The sequence below is a fragment of the uncultured Gimesia sp. genome (assembly GCF_937919775.1).
Lineage (GTDB): Bacteria > Planctomycetota > Planctomycetia > Planctomycetales > Planctomycetaceae > Gimesia.
In genome coordinates this window covers 1-24099 of the sequence record NZ_CALFPF010000038.1, presented here as the reverse complement: position 1 = coordinate 24099, position 24099 = coordinate 1, and the positions used below count along the sequence as shown (strand labels likewise).

The window sequence follows — 24099 nt, the reverse complement described above, 5'->3', positions numbered from 1 at the left end:
AGGTTGTCCTGATTGAAGAAAGAGACACGGTTCAGATGAGAATCAGGATCGCCTGATCATTGACAACAACATAAGAACTGACATCCAGAGACGAGGACTTTATGGTAGCGGACAGCAGCAACGAGTTGAAACTCGGATTCCTGACCACGATTGAATGCCCTGATGGGTCTTTGATCGGCGGCTTACTGGTGACAAATCATTTTGGCAGGCCTCTGGAATTTCAATGCACGACTCCCGTAAAACCGAACCGGACACAAGAAGTTTTATATGGACCGACACTCGTTCCCTTTCTCCTGGGTGAAGTCATCGGCCTGACGCTGGTGGAGAAGATGAATATTAAACCAAATCTGATCTTGATCGAGCAGGAACAGGCAATCGAATTACAGAAGCATACTTCGATTCCGGTCGCAATTTTGTCTGACGTTGAGCAAATCCTGGAAGAAAGTGGTTCTTTTATCTGTGAGCACATCGGGAAAAACAGACTTCGGTTTGATGCAGCTCATCAATCCGGTAAAGCAGCCATCGAAAACACCAGTAAAAAAATACCCGGTGATGCCGACCTGGGAGAACCCTTTGAACGTGTGCGCGAAGCCTTGAATGAAGCGGTCAAAATGGGATCATCCCGTTGAGACTTTTTTCATGATGGCATTTTGAATTGATTGAGAGGCACTTCGTTTCAGATCAGGCGGATACGTGGAATTTTCAGAAACAAAATCAGATAGCGAACTAAATACTCGGAGTACAACAGGTCATTCCGGTGGTCCGCATTTTCTTCCGCAGTCTCTGGCTCCGAATTCGGTGCCCGTTTCTCAAGCGGATCGAGAACTTCTCCAGCAGCAAGTTGACTGCGACGCGATTCCATTAATGGTCTCAGCGTCCGTTTTCGCTTCCGGTATGAATGGAGCGCTGACTCGCAAATTCAATCTGGAAACCACATCGTTTGACCTGCTCGAGCGGGCCGGGATGATGCCCAAATGGAAGCCCACGCGTCCTCGTATCAAGACGTTCTGTATGACTTTTCCCGACGGAATGGAGTTTGTCCCCCCTAAAGTCGAAAATGAGGACGAGGCAGAATTAAAGCAGATTAAAGGACCGCAGGTAACCGCTTCTGAGAATACGGAACGCAAAAAATCAACGCGATTAAAACCGCCGGCGAATGCACTGTCTCTGGAAGATCGTCTGTTTTATCTATTGCAGCCTCCACTGCAATCCTGGTTGGCGGGTCAGGAACTGCTGATGCCTTTCGAGCCGTTCCCTTATCAATACGAGGGAATTGCCTGGCTGTTTTCACAAAAAGCTGCCTTACTCGCCGATGAGATGGGGCTTGGTAAAACGATGCAGACCATTACCGGCGTCCGTCTCTTACTGCGCAGTGGTCAGGTCCGACGCATTTTATTGCTCTGTCCTAAACCACTGATTCCCAACTGGCAACGCGAATTTAAGTTCTGGGCTGAAGAACTGCCGGTTACTGTTGTGCAGGGGGATTCGAACCGTCGCAAAATGATCTGGGAAATGCCGAACACGCCCATTCTGATCGCCAACTATGAATCGATGGCTCGTGATTTTGAGACGATGGGTGAAGAAAACATTCCCCGCTTCGATCTGGTGGTGCTGGATGAAGCGCAGCGAATTAAAAATCGAGACTCCCGTACTGCGGAAATTGCCCGTTCTATTCCCCGCAAGCGAAGCTGGGCTCTAACGGGGACTCCCATCGAAAATCGTCACGAGGAGATGGCGTCTCTGTTTGAATGGATGGAAGTCATCCCGCCTCGAGCCACTCCCGATTTGCGTCAACTGCAGGTGCTTTCCAAAGAATTTATTTTAAGGCGGACCAAAGACCTGGTCATGTCTGATTTGCCGCCTCGTCTCGATCGTCCGGCGTATCTTGATCTGAATCCGGCACAGCAGATTGCATATGAGACGGCTGAGAAAGATGGTGTGATTCAACTGAACGCGATGGGCGATTCCATCACCGTGCAACACGTGTTTGAGCTGGTTTTGCGGTTGAAGCAGATTACAAATTTTGATCCGGTGACGGGCGAGAGTTCGAAGCTGGATCGCCTGGAGGCAGACATGGAAGAGATCGCCGCCAGTGGAGGCAAGGCGATTTTATTCAGCCAGTGGACGAAGCCTCTGGATTTTATGGCCGAACGTTTGCAGCGATTTGGGACGCTGGTCTATCACGGGGGAATTCCCACAAAACAGCGCGAGCCAATTCTTGATAAATTCAAACACGATCCGGATTCACACTTACTGTTGATGAGTTACGGAACCGGTGCTGTGGGCTTGAATTTGCAGTTTGCCGGTTACGTCTTTCTGTTTGATCGCTGGTGGAATCCGGCAATTGAGGACCAGGCGATCAATCGGGCGCATCGAATCGGTCAGAAAACGCAGGTGATCGTAACAAAATTCATCTGCAATAATACGATCGAAGAACGGATCGATATGGTTCTGGAGCAAAAACGGGAATTGTTTCGTTCGATCCTCGGCGATGGCGATACCACCTGCGAGTCACGGAGTCTGACTGCGGCAGAAATCTTCGGCTTGTTTGATCTCAAACAGAAAAAAGGGGACGTGACTCAAAAAATTGCCCCTCAGATTTTCCAGAAACCGGCCGCCTGATTACGGAGTGGGTGGGTTAAGGGTTACTAAAGGACTGGATGTCATGGCGCCCGATTCGTCTGTGACGTTGATGAACCAGATTTTTGTGTTCTCAGGTGGTGCAGCACCTGAGATACTTGTCCCCTCGACCACTAGAGGAATAACGTGCCATTTTCTTTCCGGATTTGGTGTTTCGTCGGTCGTGTACTGCAGAACTGCCGTTTTGATTTTGACAGGTTGGGCCAATTCGGCGGATACTTGATTGTCTTTGATCAGTGGGTTGCGTACGACCGGTAACGGGTCCGCCTGATTGAGCTTTTCATTGATAAAACGTGCGATCTCGTCCGGAGCCCAGCCAGCCGGATGACTATGACGCATGTTGACTTCAATGCGAATGTTACGAGGCGTCGTTTCAGGCACCGCTTCATAACTGCGCTGATAGGCACTCAACCAGTATGCAAAATCATTTGTCCCGTTGACAAAGAAAATCGGCATCTGGACGGCACGCAGATATTGCCCCGGATCATAGAGTTGCATCCAACTTTTGGCATCTTCAGGTGGCAGGCGATTGATCGATTGTTCAAAAACAGAATGATTGTCCAGAAAACCACATCCATAAACGGGGACGGCTGCTTTGAAGCGATTGTCGAGTCCGGCGACGATGCATGTCAGATATCCGCCCCAGGAGATGCCCGTCACGGCGGTACGGTCTTTGTCCACTTCGGGAAAAGACCGAATGAGAGAGTGTGCCAGAATTGCGTTGGCAGGAGCATGATAACACCAGTGTTCTGATTTGTCGGATTTAATCGCTTCAAATTTTTCGACATGGGATTGATCGGGGCCTCCCTCAGGGAGTCGTGTTCGATTGACGCGATCATGGGGATTTTTACCCTCAACCGGCTGGGAGCCAGCCAGATCCATGGCGATGGCAGCATAACCTTTCTTTGCCCATAATTCGGCCCATTCACGGAACGCGGTTCCCCCTCCACCATGAATTAAAACGATGCCGGGATAACGAGCCGATTGGATGTCTTTCAATCCGAGTGTTTCGGGGGACGCGTAATAAGCAAATACTCTGGTCGGTTTTCCACGGTATTCCAGGCCCTCGTAAACCAGTGTTCTGACTGGAGATTTCTGGTCGATCCATTTAAATTGAGGTGCCTTACTGAGTGCTTCCAGATCCCAGGGAGTCGTTTCGGGCAGACGGGGATCGGCCTTGATCAGGTCTGCTGCCTGTAAATAACCAGGAGTAAACAGGCAGAAAATGAATAGAAACAGAAATGATTTGTTGAGTCGAACCGCATTCATAGATGTAACCACCGCATTTCAAAACAAAGAATATTGAATGAACAGTGATTATCGGAAATTGAATCGGGCTTCGCAATAGAAGGGAGGGTAAATCGAGACCGATCGCATCACGCTTAAAACAGCAGATTGTAGAGGGCGGAACAAAATATGATTGCAATCGTAATGACAGAACCAATAATGCTGACACAGACAGCAGCAGTACCTGCTTTGAACATGTTTTGTGATTCTGCAGGCAAATTACTTCCAAGCAGGTTCCAGATCGATTTCAAAACCTGATTAAACATCTGGGCGCACAGAACTGTTGTGATGGACATCACAATGATGGCCCAGTGCGTTGCGGATAAGCCGAGCAGCATCGCCGTGGCGATGACGGCGCTGCCGGTAAAAAAGTGAATGAAGAAGGTGCTGTCCAGGCGAATTCCGAAAGTGATTCCCCGTTCGGCGTCAACGAGACGTTGTCTCCATTCAGGTCGCAATTTTTCTGTGACTTGACGTGGCCCAGAATCTTTGCGGTATTTTTTTTCCAGGGTTTTCTGTGATTTGATCACCGTCGAGATTCCTGTTACTGAGTACTGTTGCCGAATAAGGATGAGAAATCAGCTGACGCTGGCGCCGCGCCAAAGTTGCCGAAGCGTGGCATGATGGTTAAACCGATGCCGGCATTTCCAGTGCTTTGGTTATAATTCATTCCCAGACTCATGAGGAAGTCAGCTCCCGTTCTGGTGATAGACAATGTTTGCCCGCGATTGACATGTTCGCCCAGATCATAGGCAGTGCTGATGCCGGCACTCCATTTCTGACTCATGACATAATTCAGGCTGGCGGATAAGATCTTACTGTCCAGACCGCCGCCCCCTTTGATCTGCTGTAAAGCGACATTGACCGACATACGATTGGTACGCTGGCTGGTGAGGGAAACATCCCAAAGTTCTTGCGCACCGGTGAATAAATCGTAATAGGCGTTTGCGGCCATGGTCGTGCGGTCGCCGAGAAACCACTGATAATGTCCGCCAAGCAGACCAAAGTCTTCACCAAAGTTATCACGCTGTGCATCGGGAAAGTACGATGCCTCCAGATCGAGTGTCATCCAGTCTTTGATTCGCAGTTGGTCAGGGGGGCCTGTTTTGGTTTGCAACCGATGGCGCCATGCCATTCTCAGTACCTGCTGATCATCAACCAGTTCATAATAAGGGTCTGTCACGCCGCGCCCCGTTCCGGTCCGGATGGCATAAAATCGGGGATCAAACTGAGGCGGTAGTGTCCCGCCAAAAGTATTGATGACGAGTCTTTGCCGGAAACGTTCCTGTGCATTGTCGTCGAACTCATTGTATTGCGCGATATTATTCAGGCTTTCGTCAGAATCGCTGAAAGAGTAATCCGCTTCCAGCGCCATTTTATGAGCCAGACCATTGAGATTAAAAAACGAACTGTAAACATCCGGGAAAATTTTCTCGAAGAGGATACTGCCACGCAAACCTGCTGAGCCGTAGAGCCGGTCAATCGTCTGTTGTTGCAGACCCTGTTCCCAGTAAGCTGCTTCCCCCATGACGTACGGCGTCAATTTAAGCGGTCCGAGGTTGAACGGGGCTTCCAGTTGATGCCGCGTCATCGCGACCAGGCCTTGCGAATCGGCAATGAACGGCAGTGGCGTGAAGACATCCTGCGTTGGATTATAAGGAGCAGAACCGGGTTTCAGTTTTCCATAACCGACTGAGGAATGTGAAGTCCAGCTCAGCAGATTTCCGAACAATGGTTCGCCGAGCAGGAAGAGGTCTAATTTGGGAAGCCAGTCTGTTGTGTTATCAAAATCATTCAATTTGGTCCTGCCAATCACAGACCAGGACCAGTTTTCCTGTTGCTGTTTAAGGTGCAGCAGGGTTTCGACATCTTTGGCCGTGTCGAAACTGGATTCAAAATATTCTTCCTGAAAGTTTCGATCCGAAAGCAGGCCGCCTTCTCCGGTCACGGTCATACCGAAGGGGGATTCCTGTCTGTGCTGCAGATTGATAAAGAAGCGATCTTTGGTGGAAGGAACCAGTGCTCTGCGGTCCAGACCGAGGTTATCCGTTCCGCTGTCGTGAATATAAAACAGTTCTCCCTTGCCACTGAAAACATTATCGAAACCGAGTAGATCTGAACCTTCATAAGCTCCCGATTGCCCGATGCCCACCCCGCGATACGAGTAGTAGTCCAGTTGGCCTTCCCACTTGGTTCCCGGTTGACGTTCGAGCCCCAGCAGCTTGAACATATCCCATTCACTTTCTACCTGGAAGCCAAAGATGCGGTCGTTTCCAAATCGTAATCCGTTGATCGGGAAATAAATATCTTCAGCCGGACTTGTAACATAAGGCAGATAAAACAGCGGAACATCGCCAATCTGGAAGGTATTATTAGAACTCGTGACCCAGGCACGTTTGTTAGGAACAGGCTGCCCGGTAATGGGATCAAGTTCAATCGAGCCCGTCCCGAGCCAGGGGGTTGTGTATCGATCTTCAATGAAGATATCAGACGATTGAACACGATAACCGGGCTTGCCAAACTGGCTACCGGTAGCCCAGGCATTTTGTGCCAGATATGCGCCTTTCGATAATTGCCGGATCTGGCTGGCTTGAACGCGAATGTCTTCTCCCAGTGCTGGAAGATTCGTTTTGAGTTCTGCGTCCAGCATGACACCCCTTTCTTCACGGGCATCATAAAACGCACGGTTCGCTTTGAGGTAGTAGGAGCCTTGACGAATTTCAATATTCCCTTCGAGATAGATTTCGAAGGGAGTTTCTTTTGACTGACGGATTTCAGAATTAAAGTTTTGTGTATTCCGTCCGTCTGTCCAGATGATGATGCGGTCGGCGGACATATCCATCATTTCCAGGCCGTCGACGCCATCAATCAACAGGTTCACGCCTCCGGTGATGACCCAGATCTGTTCAGGCGGAACTGTATGGGTTGAGGGAAAACTTTGAACATTGTAAGGGACCGCACTGCGGGGGAAGAGTCGAACTCTGCGAAAATCGCCGTTCGTTTCCGGGACAGGCACGATGCTCAATTCCGGACCTTCCAGGGGTGGTTTTTCGACAATGAACTGTGCTCGTTTTAGTTGATGGTCGTGGGGAATGCCGCGACGTTGTGTGGCGCGTTTCAGCAAGGGATCATCAGTGGAAGCAGTATCTGTCGAAGGTCGTCTGATTTTTGTTTTGAGCCCATTTTGAGTGACCAGATTGACCAGCATGCTGTTTTCATTTTTTGATTCTCCCGGGAGGTCCACTCGAACTTCTCCCTCAAGGTAAACGGAAATGCGATCCGTTTTTCTGGTTTTGCGGTGCCAGATCACCATCTGTCGCGCACTGAGAACAGCAGCTCCCTGTTTAATGCGACAGTTACCTTTCAGGATCGAAACTTCGACAAAATCTTCTTCCCATTGCTGAGCGTATTCAGCAGAGATTTCAATCGGTTCTTCTTCCGAAGGTTCGTATTCCGATTCTTCATAAGAGGCTTTAGGGGCACCAAAGAAACTTGTTTGAGCAGGCGCAATCGTGACCATCCCGCCAAGCATTGTTATTAAAACAACGGCTTGCCAGACTGTGTGCGAAACATACCGAGAGACGGAATTAATCTCGCCCGACACGGGCACTCCTGAAGTGATAACCGGGTAGGTCAATCTTCTGATGAAGGGGATCTGGTCTGAATGGAATACACGCTGCTGCTGAGATGACAGCAAACAGAGGGTAACGGATTGAGGCCAGCAGGCACTAACTTCGTCTGCTGAACCGGGATAAATGGGCGCGGATTATAGGCCGATTTCTCAAAGAGTGTCAATAACAGTTGGCAGGTCAGATCGGCAGCCGTATGCGTTATAAAGTGCTGTTCTATAGATCTTTACGACGATCACTTGATGCGCGCTTCGCCGTGCTGCCGAATTTGAAAAAACAACCGAATTGAGACCATCCATAAACGCTCAGCAGGGCAATCGCCGGGACGAGGGGCGCCCGCATTCTCATGTTGGTCCAGTAGAAGAGATGGACCACGGTAAAACTGAAAATCAGCCAGATTAACGGCTCCCATTTTTGCTCTTTGTTCCAGAGTACCATTAAAATCCCGCCAGCACCGCCGATGAGAATCGCTGTGTAATACGCGGCGATGCCCCAGCCGATCATCGGAACCGAAATCAGGGTAGAACTGGTAAGGGGGGAGACATTCCAGAAACGTTTGAATCGCAACAGACAAGCCTGTACAAAGAGATCAGGCTGTTCTGCAATATTTTGTTTTGCCCGTTGATACATCCAGTGGTCACGTTCCTGTTCTGTTTGAATCGGAGGGTCTGCTTGCGAAATTTGTTGTTCCAGGCTTTGTTGCCAGTGATCCAGACTCTCGCCGGACCAGACCGTTCCCCAGGGTTTCTGAACCACCTCGGCGTAAAAGACCGGATTGTTTCCCAACAGCAATGTATAGCCGCCGTGGGTTGTGGACAGAATCGGCGCGTGAAACACAATCAGATTTCGAATCAACCAGGGGGAAACTGCCAGCATGATGCCCGCAGCCAGATAAGTCCCCTGACTCCATTCGTGTTTTTTGAATGAGGCGGGTTTGAGAATGCGGAGTCGGTGTAAAAGTGAACCGGTAAATCGGACCGCGATCCAGATCCCGAAAAAAGCGAGATAAGTCGGACGGCACAGGATGGCCAGCCCCCAGACGATGCCTGTCCAGAAGGTAAGAGGGAGGAACGTCGCCTTTTCGTGAAGTGCAGGTTCCGCCGTAATGCTGGTCACCAGCAGGTATAAGAGCAGACTGGTGAGAAATGCGCCGAGAACCTCCGTCATCGCATAACTCGTGTATTGCAGCAGAATCGGGTCTGTAGCGACAATGGCGGCAGCCAGGAACGCGGCCCCTTTCAACTGGAGCTGATTTCCTGTCTTCCAGGTCAGCCAGACGGTGAGAACTCCCAGAATGATCTGAACGATTCCAATGCCGACGGGAGCCGCTTTGAGAAAATAGATCACGGATAATAACGCTGGATAAAGTGGAGGGCGAAACGCAGTCGGCTGGATTTCAGCCTCTGGTGTGTCGATGCTGGATGAATAACCGTGCCCTGCAGCCAGATTTCCGGCGATCGCGAGATACGCGTCTCGATCCTGCTGTAATTGATCGATCTGTAAACAGACCAGCGTTATGCGTAGACCACCAGCGAAGAGCAGAATCAAAAGCAGGGTAAAATAACAGCGTCTTGTTTGAGTCACAGAAATGTTTCCGTAGAGATTCGCAGGGAAAGACTTCTAAAGTATGCAGGTCTGGAAGAGAAGACACAAGAGGAGGCTCCAGACGGTTTTCGATCATTTCACAAGATAGAAAAAAGGCCCCCCCTGCCAAAAAACGTCCGCTCAGAGATGAAATCATGATTCTTCTGCGATATAGTCCGACATAAGTATCTGTGTTGCGTGGATAGCAGGCAGCTTTCCTGCATTACAGCAACGGGCCGATTGTTAATATTAATTGCCTTGCAGGCAGTAGGATATGGTCTTTCTTTATGAGTAGTCACCCGCGGCGATGGCTTGAATCATTGGTAGATCGTCTCTACAACCTGCGATGGATTTTGTTATTGATTTCAATGGTTTTAACCGGGCTTGCGGTTTTTCCGGCTTCTCAGCTTTCCTTTGAACAATCGATTGAATCCCTCTACTCTAAAGATGACCGGCATCTGCTGGATTATCTGGAGAGCAAATCCCTGTTTGGCGGCGATGAGTTTGTCTTCGTCGCGTATACCACTCCCAATCTGCTGGAACCGGTGGCATTGGTCGAAGTTCGCAGATTTTCTGAGGAGTTAAGCAAAATACCGGGCGTCAATTCAGAAGTCACCCAAAACCTGGCGGACGCACTCGCGCCTCCTAAATTGAATTTTTTTCTGCGGGCTTTGATTCGACGAAAACAGGATGAATTAACCGAACTGTTTCGAGGCGTTCTGATCGGCGAGGATAATCAGACCACTGCGATTGTTCTGCGTTTATTGCCGGAGCATGAAACTCCGGTTCCCCGCGCGGAAACCTTTCGCCTGATTCGCAGATTAGCAAAAGCTCATACACCTGTGGCGTATGTCGTCGGCGAACCGGTGCAGGTGCATGATATGTTCCGCTATGTGGAGGAAGATGGCGATATCCTTTTTAAAGTCTCGCTCAATCTGCTGGCTTTGGTTCTGTTTCTGCTGTTTCGTCGGTTGCGCTGGGTCATGCTGCCTTTACTGGTTGTAATCTGTTCTATTTTATGGACGGAGGCGATTCTGGTATTGGGGCATTTCCAGTTAAGCATGGTTAGTTCCATGCTGAATTCTCTGGTGACCATTATCGGTATTGCCACAGTCGCACATGTCGCGGTCCACTTTCAGGAATTACAGCGCAGCAACATTTCGCGGCCTCGTGCCATTCGTCAGACCCTGGTGGAATTATTACCGGCAATTTTCTGGACCTGTGCAACAACGGCTGCCGGTTTCGCTTCGTTACTCTCAAGTGACATTGCACCTGTGAGAAGTTTCGGGATTATGATGGCCATCGGCACGATGATGGTGCTCCTGGCAGCGATTGTGCTGTTGCCGGGAGGAATTTCATTAGGTCATCTGAGTGCGCCGCTCAAACATTCTTCCGAACGAGGGCTGGAACGTTTGCTGAGAAAAGTCTGTATCGGTACGGAGCGTTATCCCAAACTGTTACTGGGCATCTCTTCGGTGTTTGTCCTGTTGGCAGCCGGAGGCTTTAATCGATTACAGGTGGAAACGGATTTCAGTAAAAACTTCCGCGACTCGAGTGATATCGTAAAATCACTCAATTTTGTGGAGACGCGACTGGGAGGCGCCTCAACCTGGGAAGTGAATTTTCCGGCACCGCCTCAACTGGATGAGAACTATCTCGATCGCGTGCGTGCTTTGGCGAAAGATCTGGAACAGGTCAACCCGCCGGGCAAACAGCAGTTAACCAAAGTGATTTCCATTACAGAGACCCTCGACTTTATCCCCAAAATTCCGTTTGCCTCTGATCCGTTGCGGTCTAAACTGGATGAGATCAGAGCATTACAGCCGGATTTTGAGAGCAGTCTTTATAATCCCCAAAAAGGACGCATGCGAATTGTATTACGGGCGCTCGAGCGACAGTCGGCTGAAGAAAAGCTGTCCCTGATTCATAAAGTCGATACTCTGGCTAAGAAACATTTTCCGGGTTCTGTAGTCAAACAGAAAACAGATGATTCAAAATGGAAACCCGCGGAACCGGGCAAAGCAGCAGGGATCTTTATTTTGCTGGCTTATCTGATTGACAGTCTGCTGAAAGATCAGCTCTTCAGTTTCCTGTTGGCCGGCACCAGCATTCTGGTAATGATGGTCATCGCGTTTCGCAGCCTGAAAATCGGACTGATTTCCATGATTCCCAATTTATTTCCCATTGTGCTGGTGGTCGGTGCCATGGGCTGGTTCGGTCTGCCTTTAAATATCGGCACGGCAATGATCGCCAGTGTTTCGATGGGTTTGACTACCGATTCCAGTATCCACTTTATTACGGGGTTTCTGAGAGAACGTTCGCGTGGTGCTTCAGTTACCGATGCATTAAGACGAACACATCAGAGTGTCGGTCGTGCAATCATCTTTGCGACGTGCGCTCTGGTGGCCGGGTTCAGCGTGCTGATGCTGTCGCACTTCATCCCGCTGATTTATTTTGGTGCGCTGGTCAGTGTCGCTATGATCGGCGGCATGTTGGGATCGCTGATTCTGCTGCCGATTCTGTTACGGTTGTTTTATACCGACAACAGTGAATCAGCTGCGTAATGGCAGCGGTTTGTATTTTCGCTGATCCATGCCGACATACCGCGATGAAGGCTGATAAAGGTGATTGTTTTCCGTTTGCTCAATGATGTGTGCCACCCAGCCAACCAGTCTTGAAACAGTAAAGATCGGCGTGAATAATTCCGGTTCAAATCCCAGATAATGCAGCAGGCGGCTCGCATGCCACTCGACCCGGGGAGAAACTTTCTGGATTTTTCCCATGATCTCCTCAATCGTATCGGCCGCCGCTTCCATTTCTGTTTGTCCCAGGGCATTGGCCAACTGAGAACAATACTCTTTCAGCACGGCAGAACGCGGGTCTCTGGGTTTGTGCTGTGAACTCTCAAACCCGAGCACTCTTTTGCCTTTGGTAATTTCCTGGCAGACCCAGTCTTCCGTATTGCCGGAATGCATCGCTTCGTGCAACGCATCCAGTACACCCGCTCCGGAACTGCGATGTAATAATCCATCGATCGAACCAATGGCAGAACAGACAGCCGAGTAGAGCGGGCTGCCGGTAGAAGCCACGACACGCGCTGCAAAGGTGGAAGGGGCCAATCCGTAGTCGGCATACGTAATCAAAGCAGCATTGAAGGCTTCTTCTTCCAGTTGAGTCGGTTCATCGCCTTTCAGCATGTACCAGAAACTACCGGCGTAGGAATGATCAAAGTTCGGCTTGACCGGAATTGACCCGTTAACCAGATGATATCGGTACGAAATGAGTTGTGGCAGCATTGCCAGTAAATATTGTGCATTGGCAAACTCTGACATGAAGACGCCATATTCCATCTGGGGATCGAAGTGCGCCAGCAGGCTCACGCCCGTTCGAATCACTTCCATCATCTCAATATGAGGAGGAATGGCATGGATCACAGCAACGACGGGTGCGGGTAGCTGACCGGTTTCAACCAGCAAAGTCTGAAAGTCGGCCAATTGTTCGTGGCTGGGAAGTTCGCCGTGTAACAGCAGGTAGGCAACTTCGATGAATAAAGCTTCTCGGGCCAGTTCCTCAACAGGATAGCCTCGATAAGTCAATACGTCCTGAATCTGGGAAATCTCAGTTTCTGATGCAATGACCCCGGATAAACCAGGGCGATAAGGGTGACGTTCCATGTCTTTGACCTTCCACTCTTCCTGAATAGGTAAAATATAGGCAGTCCATTTAAGTCAGAGTATAACTGATATGCAAAAGAGAATCGACATACGTTAAGGGCTGATTTCTCGAAGAATAGGGAAAAAATTTATAGGTGTACTTCCAGCTTGACACTACCTTACCGGATGGCATCATCGGCGAAACGTAAATTCAGGAATCACCATCATTTAAAATCAGCCGTCCCGCACCCGCTTCCAGTAATTTTTTCGCAACGCTGACGCCGATCTCGAACGCGTCTGCTAATGAACCGGTCGCCGCAGCGGTGATCCGTTCCTGGCCATCACCACTCAGGACGACGGCCTCCAGATGCAACTCGTTTTCTTCGATCTGAGACAGAGTTCCAATCGGGGCATGGCAGCCGGCGCGCAGAAAGGCCAGCAGACTGCGCTCCGCTGTGGTCGCCGCTTTTGTTGGCAGGTGTGAAATCTCGCTCAGGAGTGTGGCGGTCTCACTGTCATCATCCCGGCACTCAATGCCCAGCGCTCCCTGTCCGACTGCAGGAAAGACTTCGGGGGGCGTCAACAGGAGCGAGGAACGCTGCTCCAGTAACTCCAGACGAACCATGCCGGCCTCTGCCAGGCAAAGCGCGTCGTACTCCCCCGCATCCAGTTTTTTTAGTCGTGTTTCGACATTCCCGCGGACTTCCTGCATCTGCAGGTCCGTGCGTTGGTGCAGCAGTTGTGCGCGACGTCGTAAACTGCCCGTGCCAATCCTCGCATCAGGAGGCAGATCGGCGACGCTGCCGACGCCTTCGGAATTCTGGGGAAAAATCAAAACATCATACAACGGACCTCGTACGGGAATACCCGCTAGTTGCAGACCTGTCGCCTGTTCGGTAGGTAGATCTTTCAGACTATGTACTGCGAGATCGGCGCGGCCGTCGAGCACCGCTTTCTGGACTTCTCTCGTAAAAACGCCCAGTCCGCCGAATTCAGACAGAGGAGAAGTCAGATCGCGGTCTCCTTCCGACGTGATATGGACGATTTCAATCGCGCGATCCTGAGTCTGTTTTTTCAGCAGGTCCGCAACATAATGCGCCTGCCACAGCGCCAGGCGGCTGGCACGGGTTGCGATCCGCAAAGGACGTTGTTGAGACGTCTGATTCATTAATGACTTTCTAATTACTTACGTGAAGTCTCTGATTTCGATTCTTCGCTCACTTCGTTTCCGGTGGCTTTTCCCGGGTATCTGGTTGCGCGGGCAGCGAATCTGCGGGCTTCGTTTCCGTGGTAGCGTGCTCTGTCTCGATGGTTGAAGTTTGCGTTGTTGGTGCGGGGGGTGAAATCTGAACTTTAAATCCAGCCAGTTTCCGGTCGCCCAGCAGCCGTTTGCCCAGCTCTTCGCGGAGTAATTCGTCAGTGACTCGCTGTTGGGGAGGCACAAGTACGCCGCAGGAAAGGCAGAACTGAAACGCCTGATCGACCGTGATATTCAAGTCGACAATTTCGCTTTTCGGCACACTCATCGTATATCCGGTCACCGGCATGGGGGAAGTCGGAACCAGAATCGCGACCAGAGGTTCACCGGCGGTCACCGTCATTTCCAGCATGCTGTCCCCGGTGACGAATCCCAGCGACCAGATCCCGCGCCTGGGATATTCCACAGCTACAACCCGGCTGTAGTCTACGGTTCGTTCGCTGAAGAAAAAGTCGGTAACCTGTTTTACTGACGAATACACATTGCTCACAACGGGCAGGCGGGCGAGGACTCCCTGCTCAAATTTGATCACCATCCACGCGCCGATCCGGGCTGTCACAAAACGCCCCAGAAAATACAACGCAACGATTGTTAAGGCCACAGCGACCGCGCTTAACTGAAACAGACTCTTAAACCAGCGGGTAGTTGCCAGTTCCATATACAGGCCCATCGCCGTCGTGGGCATATCTGAGGCACGAATTCGTTTGGCGACTTCACGATAATCCTTGTACGGAACCGCCCGATCTCCAAACGGAACCCACGCGTAAGGGATTACCATTTTGCGGGTGACTTCTTCGGGTCTGGCATTTTTTTCAATCGCTGCAAACTGTTCTGCATGTGCTTTACTGATCAAATACTCTTTCCGACAATATTCGAGGGGGGGGAGATTTTCAATCTCGACAAAACTGTCTCTGGGTTGAGAGGCGTCGGTAAAGTAAGCAATACAGTAACGGACTGTAGTCGTGGTGGGGACGATGATATAGTTATTCACGATCCCGGCAACCCAGATCACGATCACCAGCGTCAGAATCGGAGGTAGACTGATGGCCAGACCTCTCAGAAAAAATCGATGCGTTGTTGCGATGTGTTTTTTCTCCGGCTTTTTGTCTGGTGTTTCGTCCGGGGGTAAAGTGGTACTCGATTCCATCGAAGTACATGCCTTATCAGTTGTATCCACAAAAACGGCGGCCGTCTTTTTTGGAGAATCTTTATTGTTAAATCACAAACCCGGTGCTCTGGCAATCACAGCCACGTTGACTTCGCTGGCACCTGCCTCCAGAAGTACACGCGTTGCAGCATTAGCGGTCGAACCTGTTGTCATGACATCATCAACCAGTAATATCTTCTGACCGACTACCTGTTTACGTCTGCGCACTTCAAACGCGTCTCGTAAATTTTTTCGCCTGTTCGACGGGGTCAAACTGGTCTGTGTGGGAGTCCGTTTTCGTTTGGCGAGTATATTCCCGTAGTATTTTGCTTGCAAGCGGTGTGACAGGGCCTCTGCAATGATACTGGCGGGATTATGTGTGCGGTGCAGCCGGGCTGTCCAATGCAAGGGGATCGGAATTATCAGATTAAGGCCTAGTTTTTCGAAGGTTTCCTGATTCCGGTAAAACAGCAAAGTTCCCAGTCCGCCTCCCAGATGCGCCCCGTGGTTTTGTTTCAGATGGAGAATTAATTGCCGTAAAGGACCCTGATATTTTCCCAGAGCGACCGCACGGTTAAATGAAAAACGTTCGTTTTTACAGTAACTGCAGCCCTGTGAAGTATTCAGGTGAGGTCCCACAGGTGCACCGCAGCGTTCGCATGCCTGTTTGATCTCGGGAGCAATCTGCTCGATCTGGAGACCACAATTGGTTCCCGAACAAACCGCGGCGATGCCACACAGCGAGCAGCGGGGAGGGTAGACGAAATTTCTCCCGGTCTGCAGCCAGCGGATTGACTGGGCTGGTATCTGTTGAATCCCCAGATATTTCATGATTTCACAAAGTCACCACTAGGATCACGGCTCAATTTCGGTATCCTCACATATTATGTGAGAGATACCGGAAAACATAGACCTAATGTACAGGCCGGGGTCGTTTTCTTAAAACAAACAGAGTTTGTCAGGAAAAGTCATTGGGAGCCCCACACTCAGAAGTCGTCATCATTGGAGGCGGGTTATCCGGATTGGCCTGTGCGGTGACACTTGCGGATCGGGGACTCCCCGTTTCACTATTTGAGTCGCGTCCCCGGCTGGGAGGCCGCGCCAGTTCTTTCGAAGACAGACAGACACAGCATCTGATAGATAATTGTCAACATGTCAGCATGGGCTGCTGTGACGAATTCAACCGGTTTTGTGAAACCGTTGGGATCTCGTCCTCGTTTCGCCGAGAAAAAAAACTTTATTTCATCGGCCCCCGCAGTTCCCGCCCGGACGGAATTGAGCAGCCATTCAAGATCAATGCCTTTTCCGCGAATCCTTGCCTCCCCGCTCCGTTCCATTTACTGCCGGCTTTTGGCGGTCTTTCGTATTTATCCTTTCCGGAAAAGATCGGGTTGGCTCGTGGTTTAAAACAATTAGCTCTGACGCCGCTTGATTTAGATAATGAACCTACCATAGCCGCATGGCTCGTCGAGCAGAAGCAGTCGCAAAATGTCATTGATCGATTCTGGAATGTCGTCCTCGTCAGTGCGTTAAGCGAAAGCCTGGAACGGATCAGCCTGTCACATGCGCGGAAGGTTTTTGTCGATGGTTTCTTAAGAACCCGCAATGGTTGGCAGGTCCTGATTCCCACCGTGCCCCTTGAGAAATTATACGGCGAAGTCATTCTGAAACGGCTGGAAAAACAGCAGGCGAAAGTGCATCTGCAAACCGGTGTCGATCGCGTGCAGATCACAGACGGAAAAGTAACCGGCGTGCAATTGCGGGACGGACGGGAAATTGCCTGCGAGCGAGTCGTGCTGGCAGTCCCACACCAGCGTGTTCTTTCAATGTTACCCGATGAATTTGAGGGGCGTGAGTCTCTCTCAAAAATCGAACAGATTGAATCCGCGCCGATTACCAGCGTGCATCTCTGGTTTGATCGGGAAATCACCGCGTTGCCGCACGCCGTTTTTGTCGACAGTCTTTCCCAGTGGATGTTTAATCGCAGTCGTATCATGCAGCAGCCTTCAGAAGCAGGTTTTTATTATCAGATTGTGATTTCCGCCAGCCACAATCTGACCGGCGAAGCAAGGCAGGGCCGCACGCAGGCCGAGATCATCGCGACAGTGATCGAAGAATTGACCCGCATCTGGCCGGAGACAACACAGGCACAACTGATTCACAGCCGCATGGTGACGGAACATCAGGCCGTCTTCTCCGTCAAACCGGGCATCGAACGCTTACGCCCCTCGCAAAGAACCGCTGTGAAAGGCTTATACCTCGCGGGAGACTGGACTTCCACCGGTTGGCCTGCCACGATGGAAGGCGCCGTTCGCAGCGGATTACAGGCGACTGAATTTCTGCTGGATGATCTGGGACAACCCGAATCATTATTGTTACCTCCGAGCAAGACGGGTATTCTATCCAAAATTCTTTTCGGACTGTAAACTCTCACGCATGCATATTCAGAATCTCTCATCTTTGAATCAGTCGAAGCAGCAAACGCAGTCGATCGCGCAGTTTATTCGCATCATCTGCCTGCTGTTAGGATTTACGATTTTCGGTACGGTGGGAATTCGCCTGATTGAGGGGGCTTCCTGGTTAAACTGTCTGTATCTGATTGTGATTACCGCCACAACCGTCGGGTATGAAGACCCCGTCACTCTGAGCGATAACGGCAAAATTTTTATCATATTCTACCTCGTATTTGGTTTGGGAATTTTTACTTATAGTGTTTCCCAGCTCGGTCAATGGATCGTTCGTCAACAAATGGGTTCGCTGTTGGAGAAACGACGAATGCAGAAAACAATTTCAAAGTTAGACGGCCATTACATTGTGTGTGGCATCGGTCGTATGGGAAGAACAATTTGTGAGTACCTCCATGAACGGGGGGAACCCTTTGTGGTGATCGACAGCAATGAAGAACACCTGCAGTCGATGTGTGAGTCTGGCGGCTGGTTGTACATTCACGGCGATGCCACCGACGATTTCGTTCTGAAAAGTGCCGGCATCGATCGCGCCAAGTCTCTGGCTGCCGCTCTGCCCAGCGATGCGGACAACGTCTACGTTGTTCTGACGGCGCGCATGTTGAACTCGGAGTTTCAGATTATCGCGCGAGCCAGTGATGATAAAGCCGGCGACAAAATCAAACACGCCGGCGCCAACCGCGTTGTCAGCCCGTTTCGCAGTGGCGCGGTCAAGATCGCCCGGTTTATGATTCATCCGGCCGTGGAAGATTTTGTCGAAGTCGCCAGCAAGAAGATCGGCGGTTTTCAGGTCGCCGATCTCCAGATCGAAGAAAACAATCCGTACTGCGGTCAAAAATTGAGCGAAACGGATTTCAGCAGTAAGGGGCTGATGATCATCGGCATCTGCCGACCCGGACAGGAGCCGCAAATGCCTCCAGCCAGTTCCACGATTCTCAATGTCGGCGACAGCATCTACGCCCTCGGTTCCGCCAACGCCATCAATCTGTTGATAGAAGAATTCAACGAATCGACAACAACGCCGGCTTAAGAATCGGACGTCTCTCACCGAATCTCGCGGTCGGCTCCGGAAAGGCAAACTCTTGACAGATTCGGGAATCTGCAGAGCCGCATTCGATCCCTCAAAAACAGGGGTTTCTGCTCCTCTTGACTCGCTCAAGTCTCCCCCTAACATGCGTGTTGTGCGTCGCGCGCGTGGAAACAAAAATTTGTTGATGAATGGATTCGCACCTGTGAATTCCCTCACCATAAAAGTCCCTTGTTTCACGCAAAAACAGTCCCGAATCGCGCGACCTGTATCAAAATCAACCCGCTTATTCAGGTCAGTTCTGGTCATCCACGAACCATAACCTGCCCTATGTGAACCATAATCAGTCCTACACGAACCATAACCAGACATGATTTTATTTTCCCTGCGCCGTAAAAAACTTGACCCCGTCCCGCCGATGCTTATGATCAATATCGTCGCCACCAGAAACACAAACACGAAACAAGCCATCGACGCGCTCCTCAAAATCGAACTGTGACAAACAACACGCAGACCGAATTCCATTCAGCCCGAGCGAACGAGAGGCACATTATAAAACATGGCCACCAACCCCACTCAGATGAAAATCCGACACCAGATTTCCATTCAAAAGACCAGACAGAAAACAGCCAGAGCAAACGCCCGATCCCAAGAAGGAGAACCGACTCACATTGTCGTAGGGTGCGGACCCATGTGTCCGCCCGCCTGCCGAGGTTCGATTCTGCATCACGTCGCTGAAGGAACCGGATATAACGGTTCCCGCTCCTGCGTTTGTGGTTCCAAATGGAAAACGGGTTTGCCGACGAACCGGCTCAGTCCCGTACCAGCGCCCATTGCTCGTCGAGAATTTTCGGCGAGACCTTCAACGCCGTCCCCAGCTTCTGGGCGAACAGCGAGACGCGAAATTCTTCCAGCATCCAGCGAAACTTGATCAACTGCGGATCAATAATCTCCCGTTCGTGATGCTGCCGGGCGCGTTGGGAATACATGGCAAAGTAGCGGGAGATACTGCGGATATTACTGATATCGCGCTGCAGGCCGGCCCCGCCCAGTTTCCCCAGCCGCATTTCCATCCCCTGCAGATAGCGCGGAATCTGCTGCAGCCACGGGTAAGGCGTGCTTACCAGAAAACGGGCGTTGATCATCGCGTTGAGCTGCGCCCGCATATCGTGCAGCGGCTCATTCCAGGCGGGCACTTTGGTTTTATCCAGTGTTACTTTCATTCGATGATACTGCTCCAGCAGACCCGGCAGCAGACTGGCCAGATCCTGAGCGGCAATCGGAATCTGGTTCTGCCATTCTTTCACAAACTGACGATACTGCGCTTCGCTGCGCGGCAGTCGTTCCTTCTGTCCAAACAGCGTCCGTTCCGCCAGCAGTTCGATCAACTGCTCCCGCAGATTGATCCCGCCGATCGCCGTCACGTACATTGACATGCGATTCAGATCGGGTAAATGATCGACCTGTGTTTTCAGACGACGATGTTCGGCCAGTACGAACAGGCGTCTCAAACCAAACCGCGTTTCATAGGCGGCCCGTTCGGGCGCATCCCGCAGGCAGAGCGCAACCGACGTTCCCTCGTCGAGCAGACTGGGGAAACCGGTGAGCGAAAGTTTCTCATGCCGGACTTGCACCTCTGCCGGAAAATCACCGAACGTCCAGTCGGTTAAGCCCGACTGGCTCCAGTGGTCATCGGAGATTGCTGAAAAACTGTCGGCTGCCTGGGAACCAAATTCCTGCCGCAACTGTGTCAGATTGCGATTGCTGGCAATCGCCGCGCCCCCTTGATCCAGCACGCGGATATTCATCTGCAGGTGCTGCGGCAAGCGCTGAATTTCAAACAGGTCGGCGGTGATCCGCTCTCCTGAAATCTGCGACAGCATTTCTGCCACCGTCTCTTCAAACGAACCTTTGCCGAACTCCAGCTTGCTCACCACCTGCTTCGCTGTTTCCGGTGCGGGCACCAGCATCCGCCGTACCGATTTCGGCAGCGATTTAATCATGGCGGCCACTTTTTCTTCCAGCAGTCCCGGCACCAGCCAGCCCAGCCGTTGCGGCGAAAGCTGATTCAGACTTTCCTGCGGAATCGAAACGGTGACGCCGTCCTGCTCTGCTCCGGGTTCCAGATGATATTCGAGCGGAAACTGCATTTTGCCCATGCTGAGTGCGTTGGGAAATTCTGTTTCATCGATCTCCTCTGCCTGGGCTTCGAAGAAATCTTCCAACCGCATATTCAGCAGCGTCGGCGTTTTTCTGCTGGCATCTTTCCACCATTTTTTCAAACTGACGCCGTCATACACGTCCGTCGGCAGCCGATCGTCGTAAAACGCGAACTGCTGTTCCTGAGAGGGAATCAAATCATACCGCCGCGTTTTGGACTGCTGCTGTTCGAGATCCTCCAGAAACTTCTGGTTGTGCGCGAGAAAATCAATCTGCACATTGAAGTCCCCTTCCACCAGCCCGTATTGCAGCATTAAGGTCCGCGACTGTTCGGGATCGATTTTGCCATAATGCACCGAACGGCCGGGAACAATCGTCAGCCCGAACAGCGTCACTTTTTCCGTCGCCACCGCCGAGCCTGCATCGCCGTTCCAGCGCGGATCGCTCCAGCTCTTTTTCACGAGATGACCGGCGGCCGGTTCGATCCAGTTCGGTGCAATCTTCGCGACCGTGCGCGCGTAACGTTTGCTGGTTTCAATGAGTTCCGCCGAGACGATCCACTTCGGCTTTTTCTCGAACACTCCCGAACCGGGCCAGAGAACGTACTTCTGCTGACCCGAACCCGTGTATTCGTGCGTATCCGAACGCATGGCGATGTTCGAAAGAAAACCGGGCAGCAGCGCGCGGTGGATGGCGGCGGAATCGTCTTTGCGCGGATGCGGTTTCAGCCCTGTTTCTTCGACTAACTGTCTCAACTGGCGAAAGATGTCCGCCCATTCTCGCAGCCGATTGTAAGACAGATAATTCTGCACGCACGCTTTGCGCAGACGGCTCTGCGACAGGTCGTCTTTCAGCTTGTGATAAAAGTCCCACAGTTTGAGATAACTCAGAAAATCGGAATCGGGATCGCGAAACTGTTCGTGCACTTCGTCGGCGGCCTGCTGTTTGTCAATCGGCCGTTCACGCGGGTCCTGCAACTCTAACGCCGCTGCGATGACCAGAATTTCGTGCAGACAGTTTTCATCGTGGGCGGCCAGAATCATTCGTGCAATCCGCGGGTCCACAGGCAGACGACTGATCTGCCGACCGATGTCCGTCAGCCGATTCTGCTCGTCGATCGCGCCCAGCTCGAACAGCGTACTGTAACCGTCGCGGATCGACGCCGGCTTCGGAGGATCGAGAAACGGAAACTCTTCGATCGCGCCCAGTTTCATATTCAGCGTCTGCAGAATGACCGACGCCAGATTCGTGCGCAGAATTTCGGGGGACGTGAATTCATCGCGACTGTTATAGTCGGCTTCGCTGTAAAGACGAATGCAGATCCCGGGTGCCACACGACCGCAGCGCCCGGCCCGCTGATTGGCGGACGCCTGCGAGACCGCTTCAATCGGCAGCCGCTGCACCTGAGAACGGCTGGAATAACGGCTGATCCGCGCCAGCCCGGTGTCGATCACATACCGAATGCCGGGCACCGTGATCGACGATTCCGCCACGTTGGTCGCGATCACAATCCGCCGATACGAGGAAGGGCGAAAGACTTTGTTCTGTTCCGCCATCGACAGCCGCCCATAGAGAGGGACAATTTCTGTCTGCCGCCCGCCGTCGTCGCCGATGATCGAACGCCCCCGCAACAGCCTGGCGGTTTCGCGGATGTCCCATTCCGTCGCGACAAAAATCAGGATGTCCCCCTCATCAATGGCCGCCAGTTCGTTAACCGCGTCCGCCAGCAGCGACTGTTCGTCGGCCGTGTTGTTCTGTGATTTGACTTTGTTTTTTTCAGCCACTTCCGAATCCAGCGGACGATAACGGATTTCAACCGGATACGTGCGGCCCGACACATTCAGAATTGGCGCTGGCTTGCCTGCGGTGCGAAAATGTTCGCTGAAGCGGTCGGCGTCGATCGTGGCCGACGTGATGATCACGCGCAGGTCTTTGCGTCTGGGCAGCAGGCGTTTGAGATAACCGAGCAGAAAGTCGATGTTCAATGAGCGTTCGTGCGCTTCGTCGATGATGATCGTGTCGTACTGGTTCAGATAACTGTCGGTCTGTGTCTCTGCCAGCAGAATGCCGTCGGTCATCAGTTTGATATAGGTGTTGGGGCCCGTCGTGTCGGCGAAACGAATTTTAAAACCGCAGGCCGTTCCCTGTTCGCGACCCAGTTCTTCCGAGATCCGCGCACAGACCGAACGGGCGGCAATCCGCCGAGGTTGCGTGTGCCCGATCACTCCGCCGATGCCGCGCCCCATCGACAGTAGAAGTTTGGGAAGCTGTGTCGATTTTCCCGACCCGGTTTCCCCGCAGACGATGACCACCTGGTTCTCTTCAATCGTCTTCTGGATCGAATCCAGTTCCTCATGAATCGGCAGGCTCTTGTCAAACGTGATTTTCGGACACTGTTTCAACCGGGCGGCCCGACGTTCGACCGACTTGTCCAGCTCCGCACGCAGCCGCTGCAGATTCTTATCGAAGGGTTTTCTGTTTTTCTGTGCTTCTCGAATCGACCGCAGCCGTTGTGAGAGCCGAAACTGATCTCCGACCATGGCTTTTGAGATCAAAGCCGACAGTTCCGACAGCGCAGCGTTCGAACTCTCACTGGCAGCACCAGCGTCAGCAGCAGTCGGATTCGAATCAGCACGGGACATCAGACAACATCAAAGAAGAAGGAAAACGTACTATTATAGGCAGCAGGACCCGCATTATGAATCGAAAGTTCGGCAGCGCGAAGGGTTTGAGGAGAGTTTTGTGAGAATACCGGCTGGAACTGAGGAAAAGAGACGGTTTTAATGGCAGAGGCTCGCAAACTTTCCCTCTCGTACACCACGAGCTTCACACACACACACACACAACAGAAAACGGTTAGAGCAGACGCACAAATCAGAGAACCACAACCGACACGTATTGCCGTAGGGAGCGGACCCATGTGTCCGCCCGCCTGTCGAGGTTCGATTCTGTATCACGCCGCAGAAGGAACCAGATGAAATGGGAGCCCGGATAAAACCTTCGAACATAACCACATGTTCCACCCGTACCCTGCGGGCGGACACACGGGTCCCGCCCCTACGACTGGTGATTACGAATGATAAACGGTCGGCAGAATCGTTCATAAAGCACGAATACAACGAGCAGGTATGCATCAAACAAAACATCGATTTCACAGGAAGTTTACCGATGCCGTGTGCTACTGTTCGGCTTGTCCCAATACTGTTCGGCTCACCGTTTGCGGTTGCTCTTAAATTATAGATTCAATTG

At 51.6% G+C, this 24099-nt stretch carries 14 protein-coding genes; 5 read left to right on the top strand and 9 right to left on the bottom strand.

Annotated features, from left to right (window positions below):
• Positions 1–101 precede the first annotated feature (101 nt).
• Both Q0294_RS01095 and Q0294_RS01090 read left to right on the top strand, forming a co-directional pair.
• Positions 102–629: a hypothetical protein gene (locus Q0294_RS01095; RefSeq protein ID WP_299459880.1), complete on the top strand. Its 528-nt coding sequence runs from the start codon at positions 102–104 to the stop codon at positions 627–629.
• A 64-nt stretch (positions 630–693) separates the two neighbouring features.
• Complete coding sequence (locus Q0294_RS01090) at positions 694–2622, top strand: DEAD/DEAH box helicase (protein ID WP_299459877.1); 1929 nt, start codon at positions 694–696, stop codon at positions 2620–2622.
• On the opposite strand, the gene Q0294_RS01085 is transcribed toward Q0294_RS01090, so the two are convergent.
• The 4 genes from Q0294_RS01085 to Q0294_RS01070 all read right to left on the bottom strand — a co-directional run bounded on the left by Q0294_RS01085 (position 2623) and on the right by Q0294_RS01070 (position 9140).
• Positions 2623–3909: an alpha/beta fold hydrolase gene (locus Q0294_RS01085; protein ID WP_299459874.1), complete on the bottom strand. Its 1287-nt coding sequence runs from the start codon at positions 3907–3909 to the stop codon at positions 2623–2625.
• A 113-nt stretch (positions 3910–4022) separates the two neighbouring features.
• Positions 4023–4457, bottom strand: a complete 435-nt coding sequence (locus Q0294_RS01080) for a diacylglycerol kinase (RefSeq protein ID WP_299459871.1) — start codon at positions 4455–4457, stop codon at positions 4023–4025.
• A gap of 14 nt (positions 4458–4471) precedes the next feature.
• Entirely contained in the window at positions 4472–7531 is a 3060-nt protein-coding gene (locus tag Q0294_RS01075; RefSeq protein ID WP_299459868.1) for a hypothetical protein, read from the bottom strand.
• A gap of 241 nt (positions 7532–7772) precedes the next feature.
• Positions 7773–9140, bottom strand: coding sequence for a glycosyltransferase family 39 protein (locus Q0294_RS01070; protein WP_299459865.1), 1368 nt, complete (start codon positions 9138–9140; stop codon positions 7773–7775).
• A 368-nt stretch (positions 9141–9508) separates the two neighbouring features.
• Here Q0294_RS01070 and Q0294_RS01065 point away from each other — a divergent pair, with 368 nt between their 5' ends.
• Complete coding sequence (locus Q0294_RS01065; RefSeq protein ID WP_299459882.1) at positions 9509–11704, top strand: MMPL family transporter; 2196 nt, start codon at positions 9509–9511, stop codon at positions 11702–11704.
• Here Q0294_RS01065 and Q0294_RS01060 read toward each other — a convergent pair.
• The 4 genes from Q0294_RS01060 to Q0294_RS01045 form a co-directional block, all read right to left on the bottom strand.
• Positions 11693–12814 (bottom strand): citrate/2-methylcitrate synthase, encoded by a 1122-nt coding sequence (locus Q0294_RS01060; RefSeq protein WP_299459862.1) that lies wholly within the window; start codon positions 12812–12814, stop codon positions 11693–11695. The two genes, Q0294_RS01065 and Q0294_RS01060, sit on opposite strands and share 12 nt — an antisense overlap.
• A 190-nt stretch (positions 12815–13004) precedes the next feature.
• On the bottom strand, positions 13005–13961 hold the full coding sequence (hemC, locus tag Q0294_RS01055) for a hydroxymethylbilane synthase (protein ID WP_299459859.1): 957 nt from the start codon (positions 13959–13961) through the stop codon (positions 13005–13007).
• A 49-nt stretch (positions 13962–14010) separates the two neighbouring features.
• Complete coding sequence (locus tag Q0294_RS01050; protein WP_299459857.1) at positions 14011–15198, bottom strand: DUF502 domain-containing protein; 1188 nt, start codon at positions 15196–15198, stop codon at positions 14011–14013.
• 72 nt (positions 15199–15270) lie between these two features.
• On the bottom strand, positions 15271–16029 hold the full coding sequence (locus Q0294_RS01045; RefSeq protein ID WP_299459854.1) for a ComF family protein: 759 nt from the start codon (positions 16027–16029) through the stop codon (positions 15271–15273).
• Between the two features lie 140 nt (positions 16030–16169).
• On the opposite strand from Q0294_RS01045, the gene hpnE reads away from it, so the two are divergent.
• On the top strand, positions 16170–17624 hold the full coding sequence (gene hpnE / locus Q0294_RS01040; RefSeq protein ID WP_299459851.1) for a hydroxysqualene dehydroxylase HpnE: 1455 nt from the start codon (positions 16170–16172) through the stop codon (positions 17622–17624).
• 34 nt (positions 17625–17658) lie between these two features.
• Positions 17659–18693, top strand: a complete 1035-nt coding sequence (locus tag Q0294_RS01035; protein ID WP_299459848.1) for a TrkA family potassium uptake protein — start codon at positions 17659–17661, stop codon at positions 18691–18693.
• An 809-nt stretch (positions 18694–19502) separates the two neighbouring features.
• Here the strand turns inward: Q0294_RS01035 and hrpA are convergent.
• A complete protein-coding gene (hrpA, locus tag Q0294_RS01030) occupies positions 19503–23492 on the bottom strand; it encodes an ATP-dependent RNA helicase HrpA (RefSeq protein WP_299459846.1) in 3990 nt (1329 codons plus the stop codon).
• Positions 23493–24099 lie beyond the last annotated feature (607 nt).